At 41.5% G+C, this 17001-nt stretch carries 18 protein-coding genes; 7 read left to right on the top strand and 11 right to left on the bottom strand.

Annotation, left to right across the window (positions count from 1 at the left end; all coding sequences use genetic code 11):
• Window positions 1-86: 86 nt before the first annotated feature.
• The gene (locus NSP_RS19045; RefSeq protein ID WP_006198776.1) at window positions 87-341 is read left to right on the top strand and encodes a hypothetical protein; all 255 of its coding nucleotides are present in this window, start codon (window positions 87-89) and stop codon (window positions 339-341) included.
• A 111-nt stretch (window positions 342-452) separates the two neighbouring features.
• Here NSP_RS19045 and ggt read toward each other — a convergent pair whose 3' ends face one another.
• The gene (gene ggt / locus NSP_RS19040) at window positions 453-2261 is read right to left on the bottom strand and encodes a gamma-glutamyltransferase (protein ID WP_006198777.1); all 1809 of its coding nucleotides are present in this window, start codon (window positions 2259-2261) and stop codon (window positions 453-455) included.
• 162 nt (window positions 2262-2423) lie between these two features.
• Here ggt and NSP_RS19035 point away from each other — a divergent pair, with 162 nt between their 5' ends.
• On the top strand, window positions 2424-3572 hold the full coding sequence (locus tag NSP_RS19035; protein WP_017804343.1) for an AAA family ATPase: 1149 nt from the start codon (window positions 2424-2426) through the stop codon (window positions 3570-3572).
• Window positions 3569-4177 carry a DUF4276 family protein gene (locus NSP_RS19030; RefSeq protein WP_006196777.1) on the top strand — a complete coding sequence of 203 codons (609 nt, stop codon included), beginning with the start codon at window positions 3569-3571 and terminating at the stop codon, window positions 4175-4177. The genes NSP_RS19035 and NSP_RS19030 overlap by 4 nt, the downstream gene beginning before the upstream one ends.
• 59 nt (window positions 4178-4236) lie before the next feature.
• On the opposite strand, the gene NSP_RS19025 is transcribed toward NSP_RS19030, so the two are convergent.
• From NSP_RS19025 to NSP_RS19015, 3 genes are read right to left on the bottom strand one after another with little or no spacing between them, the layout of a single operon-like run.
• Entirely contained in the window at window positions 4237-5136 is a 900-nt protein-coding gene (locus tag NSP_RS19025) for a glycine betaine ABC transporter substrate-binding protein (RefSeq protein ID WP_042202315.1), read from the bottom strand.
• A gap of 53 nt (window positions 5137-5189) precedes the next feature.
• On the bottom strand, window positions 5190-5822 hold the full coding sequence (locus NSP_RS19020; protein ID WP_006196779.1) for an ABC transporter permease: 633 nt from the start codon (window positions 5820-5822) through the stop codon (window positions 5190-5192).
• Window positions 5819-6577 (bottom strand): ATP-binding cassette domain-containing protein, encoded by a 759-nt coding sequence (locus NSP_RS19015; protein WP_006196780.1) that lies wholly within the window; start codon window positions 6575-6577, stop codon window positions 5819-5821. The genes NSP_RS19020 and NSP_RS19015 overlap by 4 nt, the downstream gene beginning before the upstream one ends.
• A 36-nt stretch (window positions 6578-6613) precedes the next feature.
• Here NSP_RS19015 and NSP_RS19010 point away from each other — a divergent pair, with 36 nt between their 5' ends.
• The 4 genes from NSP_RS19010 to moeB all read left to right on the top strand — a co-directional run bounded on the left by NSP_RS19010 (window position 6614) and on the right by moeB (window position 9735).
• Window positions 6614-7408 carry an alpha/beta fold hydrolase gene (locus NSP_RS19010; protein ID WP_017804342.1) on the top strand — a complete coding sequence of 265 codons (795 nt, stop codon included), beginning with the start codon at window positions 6614-6616 and terminating at the stop codon, window positions 7406-7408.
• 279 nt (window positions 7409-7687) lie between these two features.
• Window positions 7688-8053, top strand: coding sequence for a four helix bundle protein (locus NSP_RS19005; protein WP_006196782.1), 366 nt, complete (start codon window positions 7688-7690; stop codon window positions 8051-8053).
• Window positions 8046-8510, top strand: a complete 465-nt coding sequence (locus tag NSP_RS19000; RefSeq protein WP_006196783.1) for a M67 family metallopeptidase — start codon at window positions 8046-8048, stop codon at window positions 8508-8510. The genes NSP_RS19005 and NSP_RS19000 overlap by 8 nt, the downstream gene beginning before the upstream one ends.
• A gap of 52 nt (window positions 8511-8562) precedes the next feature.
• Window positions 8563-9735 (top strand): molybdopterin-synthase adenylyltransferase MoeB, encoded by a 1173-nt coding sequence (moeB, locus tag NSP_RS18995; RefSeq protein ID WP_006196784.1) that lies wholly within the window; start codon window positions 8563-8565, stop codon window positions 9733-9735.
• Window positions 9736-9821: 86 nt separating this feature from the next.
• Here the strand turns inward: moeB and NSP_RS18990 are convergent, their stop codons facing one another.
• The 7 genes from NSP_RS18990 to NSP_RS18960 form a co-directional block, all read right to left on the bottom strand.
• Window positions 9822-10685, bottom strand: a complete 864-nt coding sequence (locus NSP_RS18990; RefSeq protein WP_006196785.1) for a DUF4231 domain-containing protein — start codon at window positions 10683-10685, stop codon at window positions 9822-9824.
• 340 nt (window positions 10686-11025) lie between these two features.
• The gene (locus NSP_RS18985; protein WP_017804341.1) at window positions 11026-11769 is read right to left on the bottom strand and encodes an ABC transporter ATP-binding protein; all 744 of its coding nucleotides are present in this window, start codon (window positions 11767-11769) and stop codon (window positions 11026-11028) included.
• A gap of 684 nt (window positions 11770-12453) precedes the next feature.
• Window positions 12454-13344 carry a PEP-CTERM sorting domain-containing protein gene (locus NSP_RS18980; protein ID WP_006196787.1) on the bottom strand — a complete coding sequence of 297 codons (891 nt, stop codon included), beginning with the start codon at window positions 13342-13344 and terminating at the stop codon, window positions 12454-12456.
• Window positions 13345-13508: 164 nt separating this feature from the next.
• Window positions 13509-13733: an indolepyruvate ferredoxin oxidoreductase subunit alpha gene (locus tag NSP_RS18975; RefSeq protein ID WP_006196788.1), complete on the bottom strand. Its 225-nt coding sequence runs from the start codon at window positions 13731-13733 to the stop codon at window positions 13509-13511.
• Between the two features lie 139 nt (window positions 13734-13872).
• Entirely contained in the window at window positions 13873-15084 is a 1212-nt protein-coding gene (locus NSP_RS18970; RefSeq protein WP_006196789.1) for an ATP phosphoribosyltransferase regulatory subunit, read from the bottom strand.
• Window positions 15084-16028 (bottom strand): J domain-containing protein, encoded by a 945-nt coding sequence (locus NSP_RS18965; RefSeq protein ID WP_006196790.1) that lies wholly within the window; start codon window positions 16026-16028, stop codon window positions 15084-15086. Before NSP_RS18965 ends, NSP_RS18970 begins: the two co-directional genes overlap by 1 nt.
• A gap of 112 nt (window positions 16029-16140) precedes the next feature.
• On the bottom strand, window positions 16141-16953 hold the full coding sequence (locus NSP_RS18960; RefSeq protein ID WP_006196791.1) for an inositol monophosphatase family protein: 813 nt from the start codon (window positions 16951-16953) through the stop codon (window positions 16141-16143).
• Between the last annotated feature and the right edge of the window lie 48 nt (window positions 16954-17001).

Below are 17001 nucleotides of genomic sequence, written 5' to 3'. Positions count from 1 at the left end.
TTATTACGAATTATCCCACAAGACTGAGGCAGGTATTGACAAAGTTCTGCCAATATGCAATCAAGCGAAAATTAAAGGAGTTTGCCATGCAACGTCAAATGTGCTGGTTATCTAAGTCTGGCGGCGATGGAGAGAAAATTTTACATCTGCAAGCCTCACCCAATCAACCTTGGCGACCCTATACTGCTTTTCCCCACTTTGCAGTGCCTGATTATCAAATTCCTGGTGGTTCTAAAGGTTGGGCAACTTATCAAAAACTTATGAAAGCTGGCTGGACTTTAGTACCTAGCGCACGGGCAAATGAGTTTACCAGCAGCTATGCAGAATCAATTAGGGAGTAGTACCGCAAGGCGTTCGTCAAAAGTCAAAAGTCAAAAGTCAAAAAGCTTTTACGTTGGGCTTTTGAACCTTTTGAAAGGGTATCCATATTTACGCCATGCTGTAGTAGGAAATTAGAAACTACGGGGAAAACCTTGTCCACGAGGGTCTGCGGCTGCTTCTAAATCTCCCTCTGCGGTGACTGCGATCGCGTTAGCATTACCCCAAGAGTTACTTTCGTTAATTTTGTGTCCGCGACGGCGTAACTCTTGCAGGGTCAGTGTATCTAAACCCCAACGTTCCACACGTAGCTGATCGGGTAGCCACTGGTGATGTATGCGTGGGACAGACACTGCTGCACCTACATCCATTTGGTATTCTAACACGTTGAGGATAATTTGCAATACCTGAGTAATGATAGTGCTACCGCCAGGAGTCCCCACGGCCATTCTGAGACGGCCATTCTCAGTGATAATTGTGGGAGTCATGCTAGATAAGGGAGTTTTGCGAGGTGCGATGCCGTTGGCGAGCTGCGCTAACGCATTAGCTTCATTACCCACCAAACCAAAAGCATTGGGTACTCCTGGCGCGGCGGCAAAATCGTCCATCTCGTTGTTAAGAACGATACCCGTTCCCGGTGTGGCTATACCTGCACCAAAGCCTAAATTAATGGTGAAAGTCAGACTGACGGCGTTATGTTCCTCATCGACTACAGTTAAATGGCTGGTTTCAGTGGATTCTTTCGGTAAAATGGGAGTGGGGAGTAGGGAGTGGGGAGTAGGGAAAGAACGTAAATCAACTGGCTTGATTTGACTTGCAGGTTTAGCCGTTGACATATCAATTTCTAAACGGCGTTTTTTGGCGTAGTCTGGGCTGATTAGTTGTTCTACAGGAACTTTGATAAAATCGGGATCACCTAAAAATTCTGAGCGATCAGCATAAGCAATTTTCATCGCTTCCGCCATTAAATGTACAGCATCAGGGTGATGCCATCCTAAAGCTCGCAAATCAGTCTCACCAATCATGTTTAACATCTGCAATAAATGCACACCTCCGGATGAAGGTGGTGGCATTGAGCAGATTTTAGCTTGACGAAAGTTACCACAAACGGGAGTTCGCCAAATTGGTTTGTAGGCTTTGAGGTCTTCTAGAGTAATTAAACCACCATTTTTAGCCATATCCGATGCGATCGCCCAGGCAATATTTCCGGTATAAAAACTGTGGGGACTGCGGGCAATATCCGTTAAAGTCCGCGCCAAATCGCGCTGTACTAGCCTTTCCCCAGGTTGATAAAACTCCCCATTACGAGTAAAAATCTCCCGCATTCCGGGGTTATTTAGCATGGTCTGGAGACGTGTATTGTTGACTGTCAAATAACGAGGAGATAATACACGTCTGAGTATAAAACCATCTTGAGCCAGTGCGATCGCAGGTTTTACCACTTCTGCCCAAGGTAACTTACCATAAAGGCGATGTACTTCATACATTCCGGCTACCGTTCCTGGTGTCGCCACAGCTAAATAGCCAGTAACACTTGCATTGGGACGCACCTTACCATCTGCATCCAAATACATATCTTTTGTCGCTTTTAGGGGTGCGCGTTCCCGAAAATCTAAAGCTTTGATTTCGCCAGTTTTTCCAGAGTGCATTAATAGAAAACCACCTCCACCAATTCCGGCTGAAAATGGTTCCACTACAGAAATCGCAAAAGTTGTGGCTACAGCCGCATCAACTGCGTTACCACCTTGGCGTAACATTTTAATACCTGCGTCACTGGCTAGCGGATGGGCGGAAACCACCATTCCCTTTTGACTGCGTAGGGGTACTGTAAAAGTGTTTACGGCTGTTTGGCTGAAAAAAATAATCAGGCTACAAGAAAAAATAGCGATCGCGAAGCGCTTCGTAGAAATCGCAATCCTTCGGGATACTTTAAAAATAGGCATTTTATGAATTTTGGTTAATATTACTGGGAATTTTAAGTGTACATTATGTCTAGATTTGGCTATTATGATAGTATATTACTGTTATTTAGCTTAAGCAAATTCTCTAAATACTCCCAAAAAATATAATGAACCAAAGCTTAATTATTTTGTAAAAATTATATTATGAATTCTTTTGAAAATATAACTATTCAAGGATATCGCCGTTTGCATAACGTAAAAGTCGATATGCGTAATCTGACAGTTATGATTGGTGCTAATGGCGTAGGTAAAACTTCTTTTTTAGAGATATTTTCACTCTTAGCAGCATCGGCAAAAGGTCAGTTAGAACCAAAGCTTTCAGAGTTGAGTGGACTGAGTGAAATCATCACCCGTGATCAGGCAGATCGTATGGCGATCGCCTTATCGATGAGTGTACCTGGTTATGCAACGCTTGATTACCAACTCGAAGTTGCTCCTAAAGCCTTGTCATACGAAATTGCTTTAGAAACACTTACTCAACAGAATAATCCTGCTGCTTTTGACCCTTTCAAACACATTGACTCTCGTGGTTTAGATGTTAAATATTTTAGTCCAGAGGATCAAAAATTATTGCGTCCGAATTGGGAACATAATCCTTTAGAAACCTCTCTTTCTCAAGTTCCCAAAATGTACCAAGAACCTGAGAATCTTCGTAAAAGATTAGCTTCATGTACTTTTTATGGGGCATTAAATATTGCTGCCAAAAGTCCAATTCGTTTACCTCAATCAATGCGCCCGGCAACTTTGCCAGGTTCCAACGGAGAGGATTTGGTATCCTGTCTTTATTATTTACGAGAAACTGACTCAGAACGATTTGAAATTATAGAAGATACCCTAGTTGCTGCCTTTCCAGATTTTGAGCGATTGGGTTTTCCGCCTGTAGCAGCAGGAACATTGGCAATGACTTGGAAAGATAAAAATTTTTCTAAGCCCCTTTATATGCACCATTTATCTGAGGGAACTTTACGATTTATCTGGTTAGTGACACTGCTGCAAAGTCCAGATTTAACTGCTGTAACTCTAATTGATGAGCCAGAAGTCAGTTTACACCCAGAATTATTGCGACTACTAGCCGATTTAATGCGTGAAGCTGCCAAAAGGACTCAACTAATTGTTGCCACTCACTCAGATAGATTAATCCGATTTTTACACCCTGAAGAAGTACTAGTTTGTAATGCTGAAGATGGTCTAACAACTATGAATTGGGGCGATTCTTTCGATTTAGAGCAATGGCTAGAAGACTATAGTTTAGACCAAATTTGGGCAATGAATTTAATGGGTGGTCGTCCATGAAGATAGCTATTTTAGTGGAAGGTGCAACTGAAAAAGCTTTTCAACCAATTTTAAACGATTTTCTCAAGTCACGCTTACAACAAAGAAAGCCCAGGCTCCAATTCATTCCATATGATGGACGCATCCCCAAAGAAGAAAAACTCAAACGTATTGTCACAAATTTGCTGACAGGAAAACAAGCTGTTAATGCTGTAATTGCACTAACAGATGTTTATACAGGAACCAATGATTTTCAAAATGCAGCAGATGCTAAAGATAAAATGACAGCTTGGGTAGGAAATTGCCCAAATTTTTACCCTCATGCCGCGCAGTATGATTTTGAAGCTTGGCTATTACCTTATTGGAAAACTATTCAGGATTTAGCTCAACATAACAAGTCATCGCCTGGGGTTTTACCTGAGCAAGTTAATCATAATAATCCACCATCATATCGGATTAAAGAAATTTTTGAAATAGGTAAATGTAAACGTAGTTACAATAAGATTCGTGATGCAGCAAGCATTTTGAAAAAAAATGATTTGATAGTTGCGGTTAACCAGTGTGCTGAATTAAAGGCTTTTTTAAACACTATTCTATCTCTTTGTGAGGTTGATTTGATTCCTTGAATAGTATGCGGTTCAAAGCTATAAACAAAACATGGGTTTACGATTAAACGCAGAAATTCCTATAATCCCTGAGACTTGCGAAACTCGCGCACCACAGTTTTGATATCCTGTAATTCACCTTCAACTAAATTATTTAATTCTCGCATTTCATCAGATGTAATTTTTCCAGAAAGTTGATTTATAGCTGTTCTTAATTGCGGATATTTATTCAAAGTTTCTTTACGGACAATGGGCGCAGCTTCATAAGGGGGAAAATATTGTTGATTATCTTTAAGTACCACTAAACCCAAACGGGAGATTTGCCCATCTGTAGAATTTCCTGCTACCATATCCACTTGTTTTTGAATTAAAGCTCGATATATTAAACCCAAGTCCATAATTTGGGGAGATATAGCAAAACGTAAACCGTAGGTTTTCGCTAACCCTGGAAAACCATCTTCCCGTTCTAAAAATTCGTAACCGAACCCACCGCGCCATTGAGGTGTATATTTAGCAGCTTCCGAGAGAGTTTGAATATTATAGCGTCTAGCATCTTCACCGCGAATAATCATGGCAAATGTATTTTCAAACCCTAAACTAGGCATAACTTCTAAATTAAATTGTTTCGCATAAGCCTGTTTTAACTGCTCATGAACTACTTTTGGATCATTAACTGCTTGTTGTTTTAAAATCGCAGTAAAAGCTGTGCCTGTATACTCAATATAAGCATCAATTTGTCCGGCAATAATAGCATTATGACAAACAAAAGAACCACCTAAACGGGGACGACGAGTGACTGTTAAATCAGTGGTTTCTTCAATTTGCTGGGCTAAAAGTTCACCTAAAATATCTTGTTCTGTAAAATCTTTAGAAGCAATAACAATATCACCAGCACCGCTTGTACTAGCATTGAAATTACAACTAGCTATCCCCACCGCCATCACACAAGTTACAATACATAATATCCAAAATCTTTTCATAACCTAAACTTCTCTGTATTCAGCTTTTCACAATCGCCATACTTAAGCGCAATTCAAGCTTTAACTTTTAATTTTTGTTCCAGCCAACCAATAGCTAAATCAGCGACTAATGCAATCATCGCCGCAGGTACCGCACCAGCTAAAATTAACTGATTATTTACCACTGCAATTCCGCGAAAAATAAACACGCCCAAACCACCAGCACCAATGGCTGCGGCGATAGTAGCGATACCGATAGAAATAACTGTTGCTACCCGCACACCTGCCAAAATTACCCCCATTGCTAAGGGAATATCTACTTGTAACAACAATTGTTTATCTGTCATTCCCATACCTCGCCCAGCTTCGCGAATGGCGGGATCTACCCCCATGATACCAGTGTACGTATTGCGAATTATCGGCAGAAAGGAATATAAAGTTAGAGCAACAATTGCTGGGACAACACCAATTCCCCCAATTATCGGGACTGGAATTAATAACCCGAATAATGCTAAACTAGGAATAGTTTGGAGAATATTGGCTATACCGAGAATCGGTTGGCGCAGGTGAGTTTGGCGGGTGATTAAAATACCTAAAGGAATACCGATAAGTGTAGCAGTGGCGATCGCAATACTCACCATAAATAAGTGTTCTAGGGTATGTTGCAGGATTTCTGGGCCATACTTGATCAAGAAAAAGTCTTTCATAAACTCTGTTCCAGTGATTGCAGACATTGCAGAAAAGCTAGACTTTCTGGATGTGGAGAGAGCTTAAATTCATCCTTTGTCCCTAATACTACCAATTCTCCCTCACACATTAACCCAATTCGGTCAGCTAAAACAAAGGCTTCTTGAATATCATGGGTGACAAACACCACTGTTTTATTTAATTCCTGTTGTAAGCGGTGAAATTCTTGTTGGAGTTCTAAGCGGGTAATGGGATCGAGTGCGCCGAAAGGTTCATCCATCAATAATACTGGAGGATCTGCCGCTAATGCTCTAGCTACACCGACTCGTTGCTTTTGTCCGCCGGAAAGTTCATGAGGATAACGCCCCGCAAATTGTCCAGGATCTAAGCCTACCATCTGCAACAATTCATAAACCCGCATTTTAATTTGTTTAGATTGCCAACCGAGCAAATTCGGGACTAAACCCACGTTACGTTCTACAGTAAAATGGGGAAATAAACCAGTTTCTTGAATCACATAACCAATATTACGCCGCAATTTAATTTCATCCCATTGATTTGTGGGAATGCCATTAAATAATACTTCACCTTGTGTAGGTGTAAAAAGGCGATTGATTAATTTCATTGTAGTAGTTTTACCGCTTCCACTACGTCCGAGTAATACTAAGGCTTCTCCTTGACTAATAGAGAAATTGAGATGAGATACTAAAGGGCGATGGTTGCGGCTAAAGGTAACATCGCGAAATTCCACAGCCATTGGTTTTTGTTGTTGCATCACCAAGTTAATTTTTTTTATAGTTATTTACGACTTATGCCAAAAGTTCAGGTTAACGGAATTGATTTGTTCTATGACATCAAAGGACAGGGTGAACCTTTATTATTAATTGCTGGTTTCTTATGCGATCACTCCTATTGGTCGTTAATCATGCCATCCCTCGTTACCCAATATCAAGTTATTCGTGTGGATAATCGCGGACTGGGGCGCAGTTCTGCCCCCGATAGTCCTTATAATCTTCAGCAGATGGCTAATGATATAGCGGCATTACTTGACCACATCGGTATCAATCAGGTAAGTGTAGTCGGTCATTCGATGGGTGGTCAAATTGCCCAAGAACTGGTCTTAGCGCAGCCTGGAAGGGTAAAAAGTCTAATTTTGCTTTCTTCCCTAGCTAAGGGTGATGAAAGATTCAATCATGTGATTTCCACATGGGGCGACCTCCCCAGTAGTATAGACCTGAAGCTTTATCAAAAAGTTGTATTTCCCTGGATATTTACTGATGAGTTTTATAGTATTCCAGGGATGGTAGAACAACTAATTGAGTGGGCAGTGAATTATCCCTTTACACCAGCTACACATACACTCTATCATCATAGTCGGGCTATACTCAGCAGTGATACACAAGACCGACTGCATAAAATTCACTGTCCCACGCTGATTTTAGTGGGAAAAGAAGATATTCTCACCCCAGTTAAGTTTTCTGAACAACTAGCTCAAGGTATTCCCCACGCTGAACTGGTAGTGTTAGACCGTGGTGGTCATGGCTTGTTGATTGAGTCCTCGGATACAGTAATTTCCCTCATGCTGAAATTTTTAGCCCGTCTGTGACTTGCTTCAACATCTCCCCTCTCCTTCTCTCAAAGGGAAACGCTACGCGAAAGCAACCAGAGGGGTTGGGGGTGAGGTTGGTGTATTTGTTCAAATCCGCATTGGGTAACTATTAAGAAAATTTCCTGAGTGACCTAATTGCAGTAATTAACGTAAAGAAAAATGTCAAATTTTTACGTGATTTGGATTCTAGTTAATTTGGGTAGGTGGGATGATAGTGGCATATCATTATAGTAGGCATTGGTCACCCTCTTAATCCTCAAGGATACCAATATAAACATGACAGACTTTAGAGAGCTGCAAGAATGGGAAAAAGCGCACGAACTCACAATTGCAGTCTATGAAATTACTAAAACCTTTCCAGAAGAGGAATTACAGGGGCTAACACAACAAATTCGTTTAGCTTGTGCTGCCATTCCTATTAAAATAGCTCAGGGATGCGATCGCGATGACTATGAAATGCAACTGGATTTTCTGGAAATGGCGCGAGATGCAGTGATAGAGGTGGAATATTACCTGCTGCTTTGCTTTGAGTTGAATATGCTGGACTCGTCTGATTATGATCTTTTAATCAGTGACGTGGTGGAAGTCAAGGAACTGCTAGCATCTTACATTGACAAGCAAAGTCACAATTTTGATGAATAGTCGGGTTCTCAAACTCCTTCCTGAACACCTACAAATTATCTGTACTCATGCTGAAAGCACCTACCCAGAAGAATGCTGTGGACTAATTCTCGGTTTTCTGGGTAGGGAGGGTAAAATTGTTATGGAAATAATGCCTACAGAAAACGCTTGGAATACCCAAGCCGATGATTTTCCAGATGAACCCACAGTACAGAGTACCAGAAAACGATATGCGATCGCTCCCCAAGTTATGTTACAGGCACAAAAAGCCGCAGGCGATCGCGGATTAAATATTATCGGTATCTACCACTCCCACCCAGATAATTCCGCTACACCATCAGAATGCGATCGCCTATATGCTTGGGCAGAATACTCATATATAATAGTTTCTGTTCAAAATGGTAAAGCTGCTACAGTCAAAAGTTGGATTCTTGATGATCATCACCAATTCCAACCAGAGTCAATTGAAAAAATTTAAAAATATCGTTTTTCGATAAGATCAATATTCTCGGCTGATCTACCTAACTGCTATGCTAAATCCCAACCTGGAAGAAATCCAGTTGACTAAAGACGATTACGAACGCTACTCCCGCCATTTAATCTTGCCAGAAATTGGACTAGAAGGACAAAAGCGTTTAAAAGCTGCCAGTGTATTGTGTATTGGTACTGGTGGACTAGGTTCGCCATTACTGTTATATCTTGCAGCCGCAGGTATTGGACGCATTGGTATAGTAGATTTCGATATCGTCGATACTTCCAACCTCCAACGCCAAGTCATACACGGTACATCCTGGGTAGGTAAACCCAAAATTGAATCCGCAAAAAACCGGATACACGAAATTAACCCCCATTGTCAGGTTGACTTATACGAAACTCGCCTCAGTGCTGAAAACGCCCTGGATATCATGAAACCTTATGATATCGTCGTAGATGGTACTGATAATTTCCCCACCAGATACCTCGTGAATGACGCTTGCGTACTGCTAGATAAGCCGAACGTCTACGGCTCCATTTTCCGATTTGAAGGGCAAGCCACGGTCTTTAACTACGAAGGTGGTCCCAACTATCGTGACCTTTACCCAGAACCACCACCACCAGGAATGGTTCCTTCCTGTGCAGAAGGCGGCGTACTCGGTATTTTACCAGGAATGATTGGAATTATTCAGGCGACAGAAACAGTAAAAATCGTCACAGGAAAGGGTACTACCCTCAGTGGAAGATTACTATTGTACGATGCCTTAGAAATGAAATTTCGGGAATTGAAACTTCGTCCAAATCCCATTCGCCCAGTTATTGAAAAACTGATAGACTACGAACAATTCTGCGGAATTCCCCAAGCTCAAGCAGAGGAGGCTAAACAGCAGATGGAAATGTCAGAAATGACCGTCAAAGAATTAAAAGAATTACTGGATAGCGGCGCAAAAGATTTTGTGCTATTAGATGTCCGTAACCCTCATGAATACGAAATCGCCAAAATTCCTGGTGCTGTATTGATACCCTTACCAGATATTGAAAACGGCGACGGTGTAGCCAAAGTCAAAGAAATCCTCAATGGACATCGCTTAATTGCTCATTGTAAACTAGGCGGACGCTCCGCCAAAGCCTTGGCTATCCTCAAAGAAGCCGGAATTGAGGGGACTAATGTCAAAGGCGGAATAAACGCTTGGAGCAAAGAAGTAGATCCTTCAGTTCCAGAATATTAAAATCCTTTCGACAGAGTAACGCAGAGATTCCAAATTGATTCTCTGCGCCTCTGCGCCTCTGCGTGAGGCAAAAAAATTGCTGTTAATTAGGTAGTCGGTTGTGACTGTGATTCATTGGCTGGCGCAGATTCTTTCTTTTCTGTCTGCGTCTCACTTGACTGCTGTACTTGCTGGAAGTGAATGTTATTCACCTGTTGAATAAAGTGTTCTAAAGCTTGGCTGGCTTTTTCTTGCTGTTGCACCTCGTCAGAAGTATCAGAGAAACGATAAGGTTGTGTCACGCCCAAAATAAACTTTTCTTCTTCCGCTTCCAATAATTCTACTACTGTGTTAGCAGCTACCCAATTCTTTTGAAAGGGGAACGACGTAACTATACTGGCGAGTATAGACGCAATAGCGGGACAAATAACCGGTAGCCACTTTAACCAAGTTTGTCCTGCTTCTATTTTATCTACCAGCACTAAAATAGGTGTGATTCCGGAAAAAACCACCGTGGTAATTTGCAGAACATAGTAAATTGTCCTCGATAAATCCCGAACTCGTCTATAGTCGTCAATCAAATCTTGACAGTATTGTAAAGCTTTAGCTTTAATTGGCGTAAAATTTTTGAGCTGCCAAGAGCTATTATTCAATAAATAAGTATAGATTTCGGCTTTTTTGTTAGCTTCGTACTCATTAGCGGCTTTTTTTGAGTCTTGAAATAATTGTCTATTGATGATGAATAATGAAAAGACAAAACAGAGTGCTATAACACCATAAAGAGCAAACTTTTGATTTTCGGAAAAACTAATCGCCAGAATACTCAATAATAGTAAAGATGCTATCAGCAATTTATCAATTATTTTCAGAGTTAAAAATCTTTTTTCCTCTGGCGAAACTGATGAATTACCTCTACTTTCGCCATTGGGATTTTGTATTAAATCCTCAATCATCAAATCTGGTGTAGTCATTGCTTGGTGTCTCTAGTAATTTTTTAGTGAAAAATTAACAACCAAAAGTTTAGATTCTGAATTGTTAATAGTTTTAGATATCCAATGTTTGCGGATGTTTGCAGTTTTTACCAACTCTTGTCGATCAAACCTGATATGGAATTTTCTCACCTTCTAGGGAGGAAATTATCTGTGTACATCTGTTGTGATGTTTAAATCAAAACACAATAGATTATAATCGAACAATTAAGCCGCCGCAATGGAAATTTTAGAGAATTAAGCTTTATTTAAGGAATTAGAGCAAATTTCCAACATCCTTGATGAATTGAATTGCTTGGGGATGTTTGTATTTGTAACTAATTCAATGTTTTTTACCTGCGCCCAAGTATAGTTCACCTACTTTAGGATCGTGTAATAATTCTTGACCGTGGCCAGAGATAGCATCGCGTCCCGACTCAAGTACATAACCACGGTCAGCCATTTCTAAGGCTTTACGGGCATTTTGTTCTACTAAGACAATAGCAGTACCTGTTTGATTAATTTGTTTAATTTGCTCGAATACTTGCGTTACTAGAATGGGGGATAATGCCGCAGAAGGTTCATCCAATAACAGTAAAGTCGGTTCCAACATCAAAGCTTTGCCCATAGCCAGCATTTGACGTTCTCCTCCTGATAGTGTACCAGCACGTTGACGACGGCGATCGCTTAATCTGGGAAACATGGTAAAAATTTGCTCTTTCAGGGGTTTCAGGGGTACATTACGCACAAAAGCGCCCATTTCTAAATTTTCTTCCACACTCAGGGAAGGAAAAACATTAGAGATTTGTGGCACATAACACATTCCCCTCCTGACTATTTGATTTGACTTTAGTCCAGCAATATTTTCACCTTTAAAGGTAATTGTGCCTGTGTGAGGAGTTAACAGCCCAAAAATAGTTTTGGCTAAGGTGGATTTACCCGCACCGTTGGGGCCAATCACTGTTACCAATTCCCCTGATTCCACCCGAAAATTCACCCCTTGCAGGATATCTATATCTTTACTATATCCGGCGTGAACATTTTTAACTTCTAGCAGTGGAGTCGAATCCTTGACTGAACCTGACATAAAATCCTTGGAAGTTGATAATGTAAGCGCTCTTTGCATCCTACCTTGCGGGGATGCCTGCGGAACGTCTGTAAAATTTACCTTTGTCATGGGCTTAACGCTTACGCAGTCGCTTTTATCGGGAAAACGTTCCCACAAATTCGTTTAATTAATCAAAGTTATTTTTTTAATTAAAAATATTAGTATTTAGTTTACATAATTTTTTAGACAAAAAAGCATAGATATTTCACCTATGCTCTGTTTATCGTGATCAACAGCATGAAAATTTACCTCTCACGACTAGGAATACTGGGATTAGACAAATATTTCGCTTTGTATATCCCAATTACAGCGTTTTTCGGTTTATTACCAATGTAGAGAATTTTCATGCAAAGCCTCTACAGGGTTTTAATTGGCGTTGTGTGTTCCATTTACCTGAAAATAGCTGTAATTGGGTTCCTAGTCACACCCTGTACGCCAAAAAAGGTGTTGTTTCCTGATCCTGTGGTTTGGGTTTTGGGCGTTTACTTGATTGCAGTCTACGGGTATGTTTAAAAGTCTTTCCTGACAACCTGATGATATCAAGTTTTCTTAACACTCAAATGTCTTCCATCTGACTTCCACTGAGCAATGACTTTGAGAACAGAAATTTTTTTGGTTTTCTGTCCTCAACTAATGGGCTTCCGCCTTCAATTGCTTTGAAAACTATACAGGCTTTGTTGTCTGTCTACGGCGCGATGCGAAGTAGATTCCCATTAAGGATAAAGCAGCTATACTAGCAGGTTCAGGAACTGAAACAGGAGGTTGGGGATCGACTGGAACATCTGCGACGGTGGCGGTAAGTGGACCTGGGAACTCACCGTTGTTACCCACTTCTCCAACGTAAAGATATAGTGGACCATCTGTAGAAACGGCACTAGTCAGGTTAAATAGAATTGAACCACCATCACCTAAGCTAACAAATCCGTTACCAACCAAATCTGTGGGATCGTTGTTATTAAGGTCAGTATCAATCAAGCTACCATCAAAGCTTCCCAGTGTAGCAACTGCGTTATTAACATTGCCTCCGGTCGTACCAAACAAAGCTGGATCTGTAGGAGTACGTTGGGTTCCTGGAGTGAAAACAGTGTTGGCTGCACTAAAATCGAACACGTTTAACCCGGCAAAAGTGTTGATGTCTGTAGCATTGTTAATTAAGGTGGTGCTGAGTTTGATGGAATCTAAATCAAAACCACTAAATTGACCACCTAGTCCAGCCAAGTTGTTACTATCCTGGAACAGAATCGAATTGAGATCGGAGCCAAGACCAGACAAATTAGCACGGAAAATGCCAATTTCATTTGTGTTAGCGCCTGTGTTGATGGAACCTGCTAGTTGTGTAAAGTTCACATCAAATGTTGCTGCTGTGGCAGCTTGAGCAGACATCAGGCCAATTGCTGTAGTAGACAGACCGAATGCCAATATCTTAGAAATGGTAGTTATGCTGTTTTTGGTCATAAGTTTTGCAAAAGTCTCGCGTGATTTACCGTTTACACGGTTTGTTGTATTACCCAACCAAACAATCATACCTGCTACCTGAGAAATTTGACTAGGCATTTTTACACACTTTACACAAAATTTATTCAGACATTAGCAGGTTGTCATCTGTTATAAATTTATCATATGATTTGGCAGCATAACATAGATTTATACAAAAAACAGGCAATCTTGAAGTGTTTCAAATGCCTGTCTTGAGCAAAAATTTGCGCCAATATTTAAATTTACGGTGTTTTTTGCAAATCAGATCGTTCTTCTGGAACGATCGCATCTGCTACAGGGCAAACTTCGATACATATACCACAATCGATACAGGTGGCAAAATCAATCCAATACCAATCGGTTCCTTTGACATTTTTACCTGGGCCTTCATGAATACAAGCTACTGGACAAGCATCTACGCAGTCAGCAACACCTTCACAAACATCAGTTACAATCGTGTGCGGCATTTTTTTTCGATTCCCTCTGTTTCGGATCAGCTATATCTAGCCTAGCAGGGGAAGAAGCAGGGGGGCAGGGGGCAGGGGGCAGGGGAGAAAAAGTAGTTTCCTACTCCCTACTCCCTACTCCCTACTCCCCACTCCCTAACTAACGCAATGATTCATTCACAATTTCACCATCGGATTTAATCCAGGCAATTTGGGTAATGCCGCGATCGCTTGCGTATTTTCTCATAGCTTCCACATCTGTGCCACCTAAATCCATTTCTACCCTTACCAAATCTGTAGAATCACGCAGTTTTTGGGCGTGGGCAAAGGCCGCAGCTTCAACATTTGGTGTCTGGGCTACTACTAACCAGTCACTAGCTGGGGTTGATTGTGGTAATTGCTGTGTAGATAAAAGAACTTGGTATAGATCTTCGATATTCAGTACAAAACCAATACCGGGAATATCTTCGCCTTGGGGATGATATAATCCTAAAAGCTTGTCGTAGCGACCACCACGCCCTAAAACTCTCGCTTGTGAACCTGTATCGCTGACGATTTCAAAGACTATACCAGTGTAGTAGTCGATGGTTTGGATCAAGCTGAGATCAAGAATTAAAGGAAACTCCCCTTCTGATTGTAATAACTCTACCACAGATTTGAGGTGATTTACTATTTCTTGTTGCTCTGGAGCTAAACCAAGGCTACTGACTTTTTGCAAGACATCAGCGCTGTCACCGCGTAGATCCATCATGATTCTGGCGCGATCGCGTAGTTCATCGCTCAAGGGTAAAGTATCTATGGCAATGCGATCCAGATGGGCGATCGCACTGCGAACTTGAGCTTGAATATTCACCGGAAAGGCATCAAGGAGCGATCGCGTAATTCCCGCTTCGCCCAGAATTAAATGCCAATCTGGCAAACCCAGTGCAGTTAAACAGTTTCTCGCCAATAGCAGGACTTCGGCATTTGCCAACAATCCGCCCACACCTAACAACTCCACCCCAGATTGATAAAACTCTTGCTGGCGATTGTGCCTGTTTTCCCAAGTACGGCGGAAAACATTGGCATTGTAGTATAGACGTTGCGGATAGGTGACATCTGCCATGCGCGTAGCCACTGCACGAGCAATAGAAGCAGTCAACTCTGGACGCAATCCTAATTCTTCATCTTCACCATTTTGCAGTTGAATCACCATCTGGCGTTGAATTGCTTCTCCCGCCATCAAAGTATCCATGCGTTCCAACGTGGAAGTGATAATCCTGTGATATCCCCACCGATGAAACACCTGCTGTAACCGATCTTCAATCCAGCGTTTTTGAGCCACATCTAAAGGTAATAAATCCCTGGCTCCCGCTGCTGGTTGATACACCATTATTTTTTATTCCCACCAAAAAAACCACCAAACATCCCACGACCTCCAGACTTATCTGGTTGCTTAGTTCCATCATCAGGAGGTGGAATTACTTTCGAGCCACCCGATTGTTGCCCTAAAGCCTTTTCTATTTTAGGTTTCCATGTCAACGCTATTTCATCAGTGGGATCTAATTTCAAAGCATTATCAAAATGAATTTTGGCCATTTTTACCTGATTTTGCTTCAAATACACCAAAGCGACCAAACTATGACAGTGACTATTTTTAGGTTCTAGCTTCAGAGCATCCTGTAACTCCACCTTGGCTTGACTAAATTGTTTTTTGTCAATAAAACCTTGAGCGCGACGGACATACTGATCTACAGGCGAATCTTCTTTTACGGCTGGCGGTGGGGTGGCTGTATTTGACTTGGGCGTACCTGAATTACTTTTGGATTTAGCCAATGACGATGGCGAGGTGGACACGTTGGCAGCACTCCGCATCAGGTAAACTAAATTTAACTCGCTGATTTGGGATATGATTTTAACGGATTGGTGTAACGACTCATATTGGGTTGCTGCAACTTTAGCGATCGCAGTTTTGTAAAAAGCATCAATATTAGGCGCACTCACTAATTGTTTAGCCAAGTCGCTAGTCAATTCCACTGAACTAGATTCTTGTACCAAGGACTTGGCAATTTGAGACAACACAATCAAGTATTCGGCGCGACTGCGTTCTTTTGATAGATGTTCATAAGCTGGGTTAACCAACTTGGATAATAATTCATTAGCTAGCTGTTTTTCCCCAGCCGAGATTACCGTCCTGCTATCCGGGTGTAAGCGACGGGCAATTTGCAGATAACGTTCACGTATTTCCTTGACATTCGCGTCAACAGCAACACATAAAATTGCGTGATTATCTATAAAATCATATTTAAACAATCCACTATCTATTTTGAAAGACATAGAGCCGTTTTGCACCAAAAGAGCTTGAGCTTTTTTCTAGTTTACTTCGCTTCATCGGTAATTGGTCAGTAGCAAATAGTCAGGTATTATTTATTAGTTTTCCTGACCTCCCTCACTTCCAGCTCGACAAAGGTGGAACCTCTACCAATTCACGACTCAGATTATGGTGAATATTACCATTAGTAGCCAGAATTCTACCTGATTCTATTTTGAAAGCAGTACCATCATAGGCAGTAACTTTACCCCCAGCTTCTCTTAATAATACTATACCTGCGACAACATCCCAAGGAGAGATTCCCCGTTCCCAGTAACCATCAACACGCCCACAAGCAACATAAGCCAAATCCAGGGCGGCGGAACCGCTACGCCTAACGCCTTGGGTGAGATGAGTCAAGTGACAAAATTCTGCATAGTTATTATCCGGTGTTTCCCGGCGATCATAGGCAAATCCCGTTACCAGCAGGCTTTTACTCAGTTCAGATATTTCTGAAACCTTGATAGAATGGCGGTTGCGCGTCGCTCCCAAGCCAGTAGCAGCCCGAAATAGCTCATCATGAAAAGGGTCATAAATCACACCAACTTGCGGCACACCATTAACTAATAAGCCAATGGAAACAGCAAAAGCGGAATATTGGTGAGCGTAATTGGTTGTACCATCTAAGGGGTCAATTGCCCAGAGGTACTGGTTATCTTGATTGCCTAACTTCCCGGATTCCTCAGCCAGGATAGAATGTTCGGGAAAGTGGCGACGCAAAATTTCCAAAATCACCACTTCCGAGGCCTTATCCGCCGCAGTGACTAAATCACCAGGACGACCTTTTTCAGTAATAGCATCTTCTAACTTACCCAAATACCCTTGCAAAACCGCACCCGCAGCCAACGCCGCTTCCGTAGCAATATCTAGAAAAATTTGTAAATTAGTCATTAGTCAATCAATTTTAGATTTTAGATTTTAAATTTTGGATTAGACTGC

The sequence above is a fragment of the Nodularia spumigena CCY9414 genome (genome assembly GCF_000340565.2).
In the GTDB taxonomy this organism is placed as follows: Bacteria; Cyanobacteriota; Cyanobacteriia; order Cyanobacteriales; family Nostocaceae; genus Nodularia; species Nodularia spumigena.
Note: the sequence above shows the minus strand (reverse complement) of the source record. Positions and strands in the feature narration are given on the sequence as shown.

What these genes read in the sequence shown, in the direction of transcription:
- NSP_RS18965 (WP_006196790.1), bottom strand. Translation starts at nt 16,028, where the DNA reads ATGTCTTTCAAAATAGATAGTGGATTGTTTAAATATGATTTTATAGAT.
- NSP_RS18985 (WP_017804341.1), bottom strand. Translation starts at nt 11,769, where the DNA reads ATGTCAGGTTCAGTCAAGGATTCGACTCCACTGCTAGAAGTTAAAAAT.
- NSP_RS19035 (WP_017804343.1), top strand. Translation starts at nt 2,424, where the DNA reads ATGAATTCTTTTGAAAATATAACTATTCAAGGATATCGCCGTTTGCAT.
- NSP_RS18975 (WP_006196788.1), bottom strand. Translation starts at nt 13,733, where the DNA reads ATGCCGCACACGATTGTAACTGATGTTTGTGAAGGTGTTGCTGACTGC.
- NSP_RS18980 (WP_006196787.1), bottom strand. Translation starts at nt 13,344, where the DNA reads ATGCCTAGTCAAATTTCTCAGGTAGCAGGTATGATTGTTTGGTTGGGT.
- NSP_RS19025 (WP_042202315.1), bottom strand. Translation starts at nt 5,136, where the DNA reads ATGAAAAGATTTTGGATATTATGTATTGTAACTTGTGTGATGGCGGTG.
- NSP_RS19045 (WP_006198776.1), top strand. Translation starts at nt 87, where the DNA reads ATGCAACGTCAAATGTGCTGGTTATCTAAGTCTGGCGGCGATGGAGAG.
- NSP_RS18960 (WP_006196791.1), bottom strand. Translation starts at nt 16,953, where the DNA reads ATGACTAATTTACAAATTTTTCTAGATATTGCTACGGAAGCGGCGTTG.
- NSP_RS18990 (WP_006196785.1), bottom strand. Translation starts at nt 10,685, where the DNA reads ATGACTACACCAGATTTGATGATTGAGGATTTAATACAAAATCCCAAT.
- NSP_RS19015 (WP_006196780.1), bottom strand. Translation starts at nt 6,577, where the DNA reads ATGCAACAACAAAAACCAATGGCTGTGGAATTTCGCGATGTTACCTTT.
- NSP_RS19020 (WP_006196779.1), bottom strand. Translation starts at nt 5,822, where the DNA reads ATGAAAGACTTTTTCTTGATCAAGTATGGCCCAGAAATCCTGCAACAT.
- NSP_RS19000 (WP_006196783.1), top strand. Translation starts at nt 8,046, where the DNA reads ATGAATAGTCGGGTTCTCAAACTCCTTCCTGAACACCTACAAATTATC.
- ggt (WP_006198777.1), bottom strand. Translation starts at nt 2,261, where the DNA reads ATGCCTATTTTTAAAGTATCCCGAAGGATTGCGATTTCTACGAAGCGC.
- NSP_RS19010 (WP_017804342.1), top strand. Translation starts at nt 6,614, where the DNA reads ATGCCAAAAGTTCAGGTTAACGGAATTGATTTGTTCTATGACATCAAA.
- moeB (WP_006196784.1), top strand. Translation starts at nt 8,563, where the DNA reads ATGCTAAATCCCAACCTGGAAGAAATCCAGTTGACTAAAGACGATTAC.
- NSP_RS19030 (WP_006196777.1), top strand. Translation starts at nt 3,569, where the DNA reads ATGAAGATAGCTATTTTAGTGGAAGGTGCAACTGAAAAAGCTTTTCAA.
- NSP_RS19005 (WP_006196782.1), top strand. Translation starts at nt 7,688, where the DNA reads ATGACAGACTTTAGAGAGCTGCAAGAATGGGAAAAAGCGCACGAACTC.
- NSP_RS18970 (WP_006196789.1), bottom strand. Translation starts at nt 15,084, where the DNA reads ATGGTGTATCAACCAGCAGCGGGAGCCAGGGATTTATTACCTTTAGAT.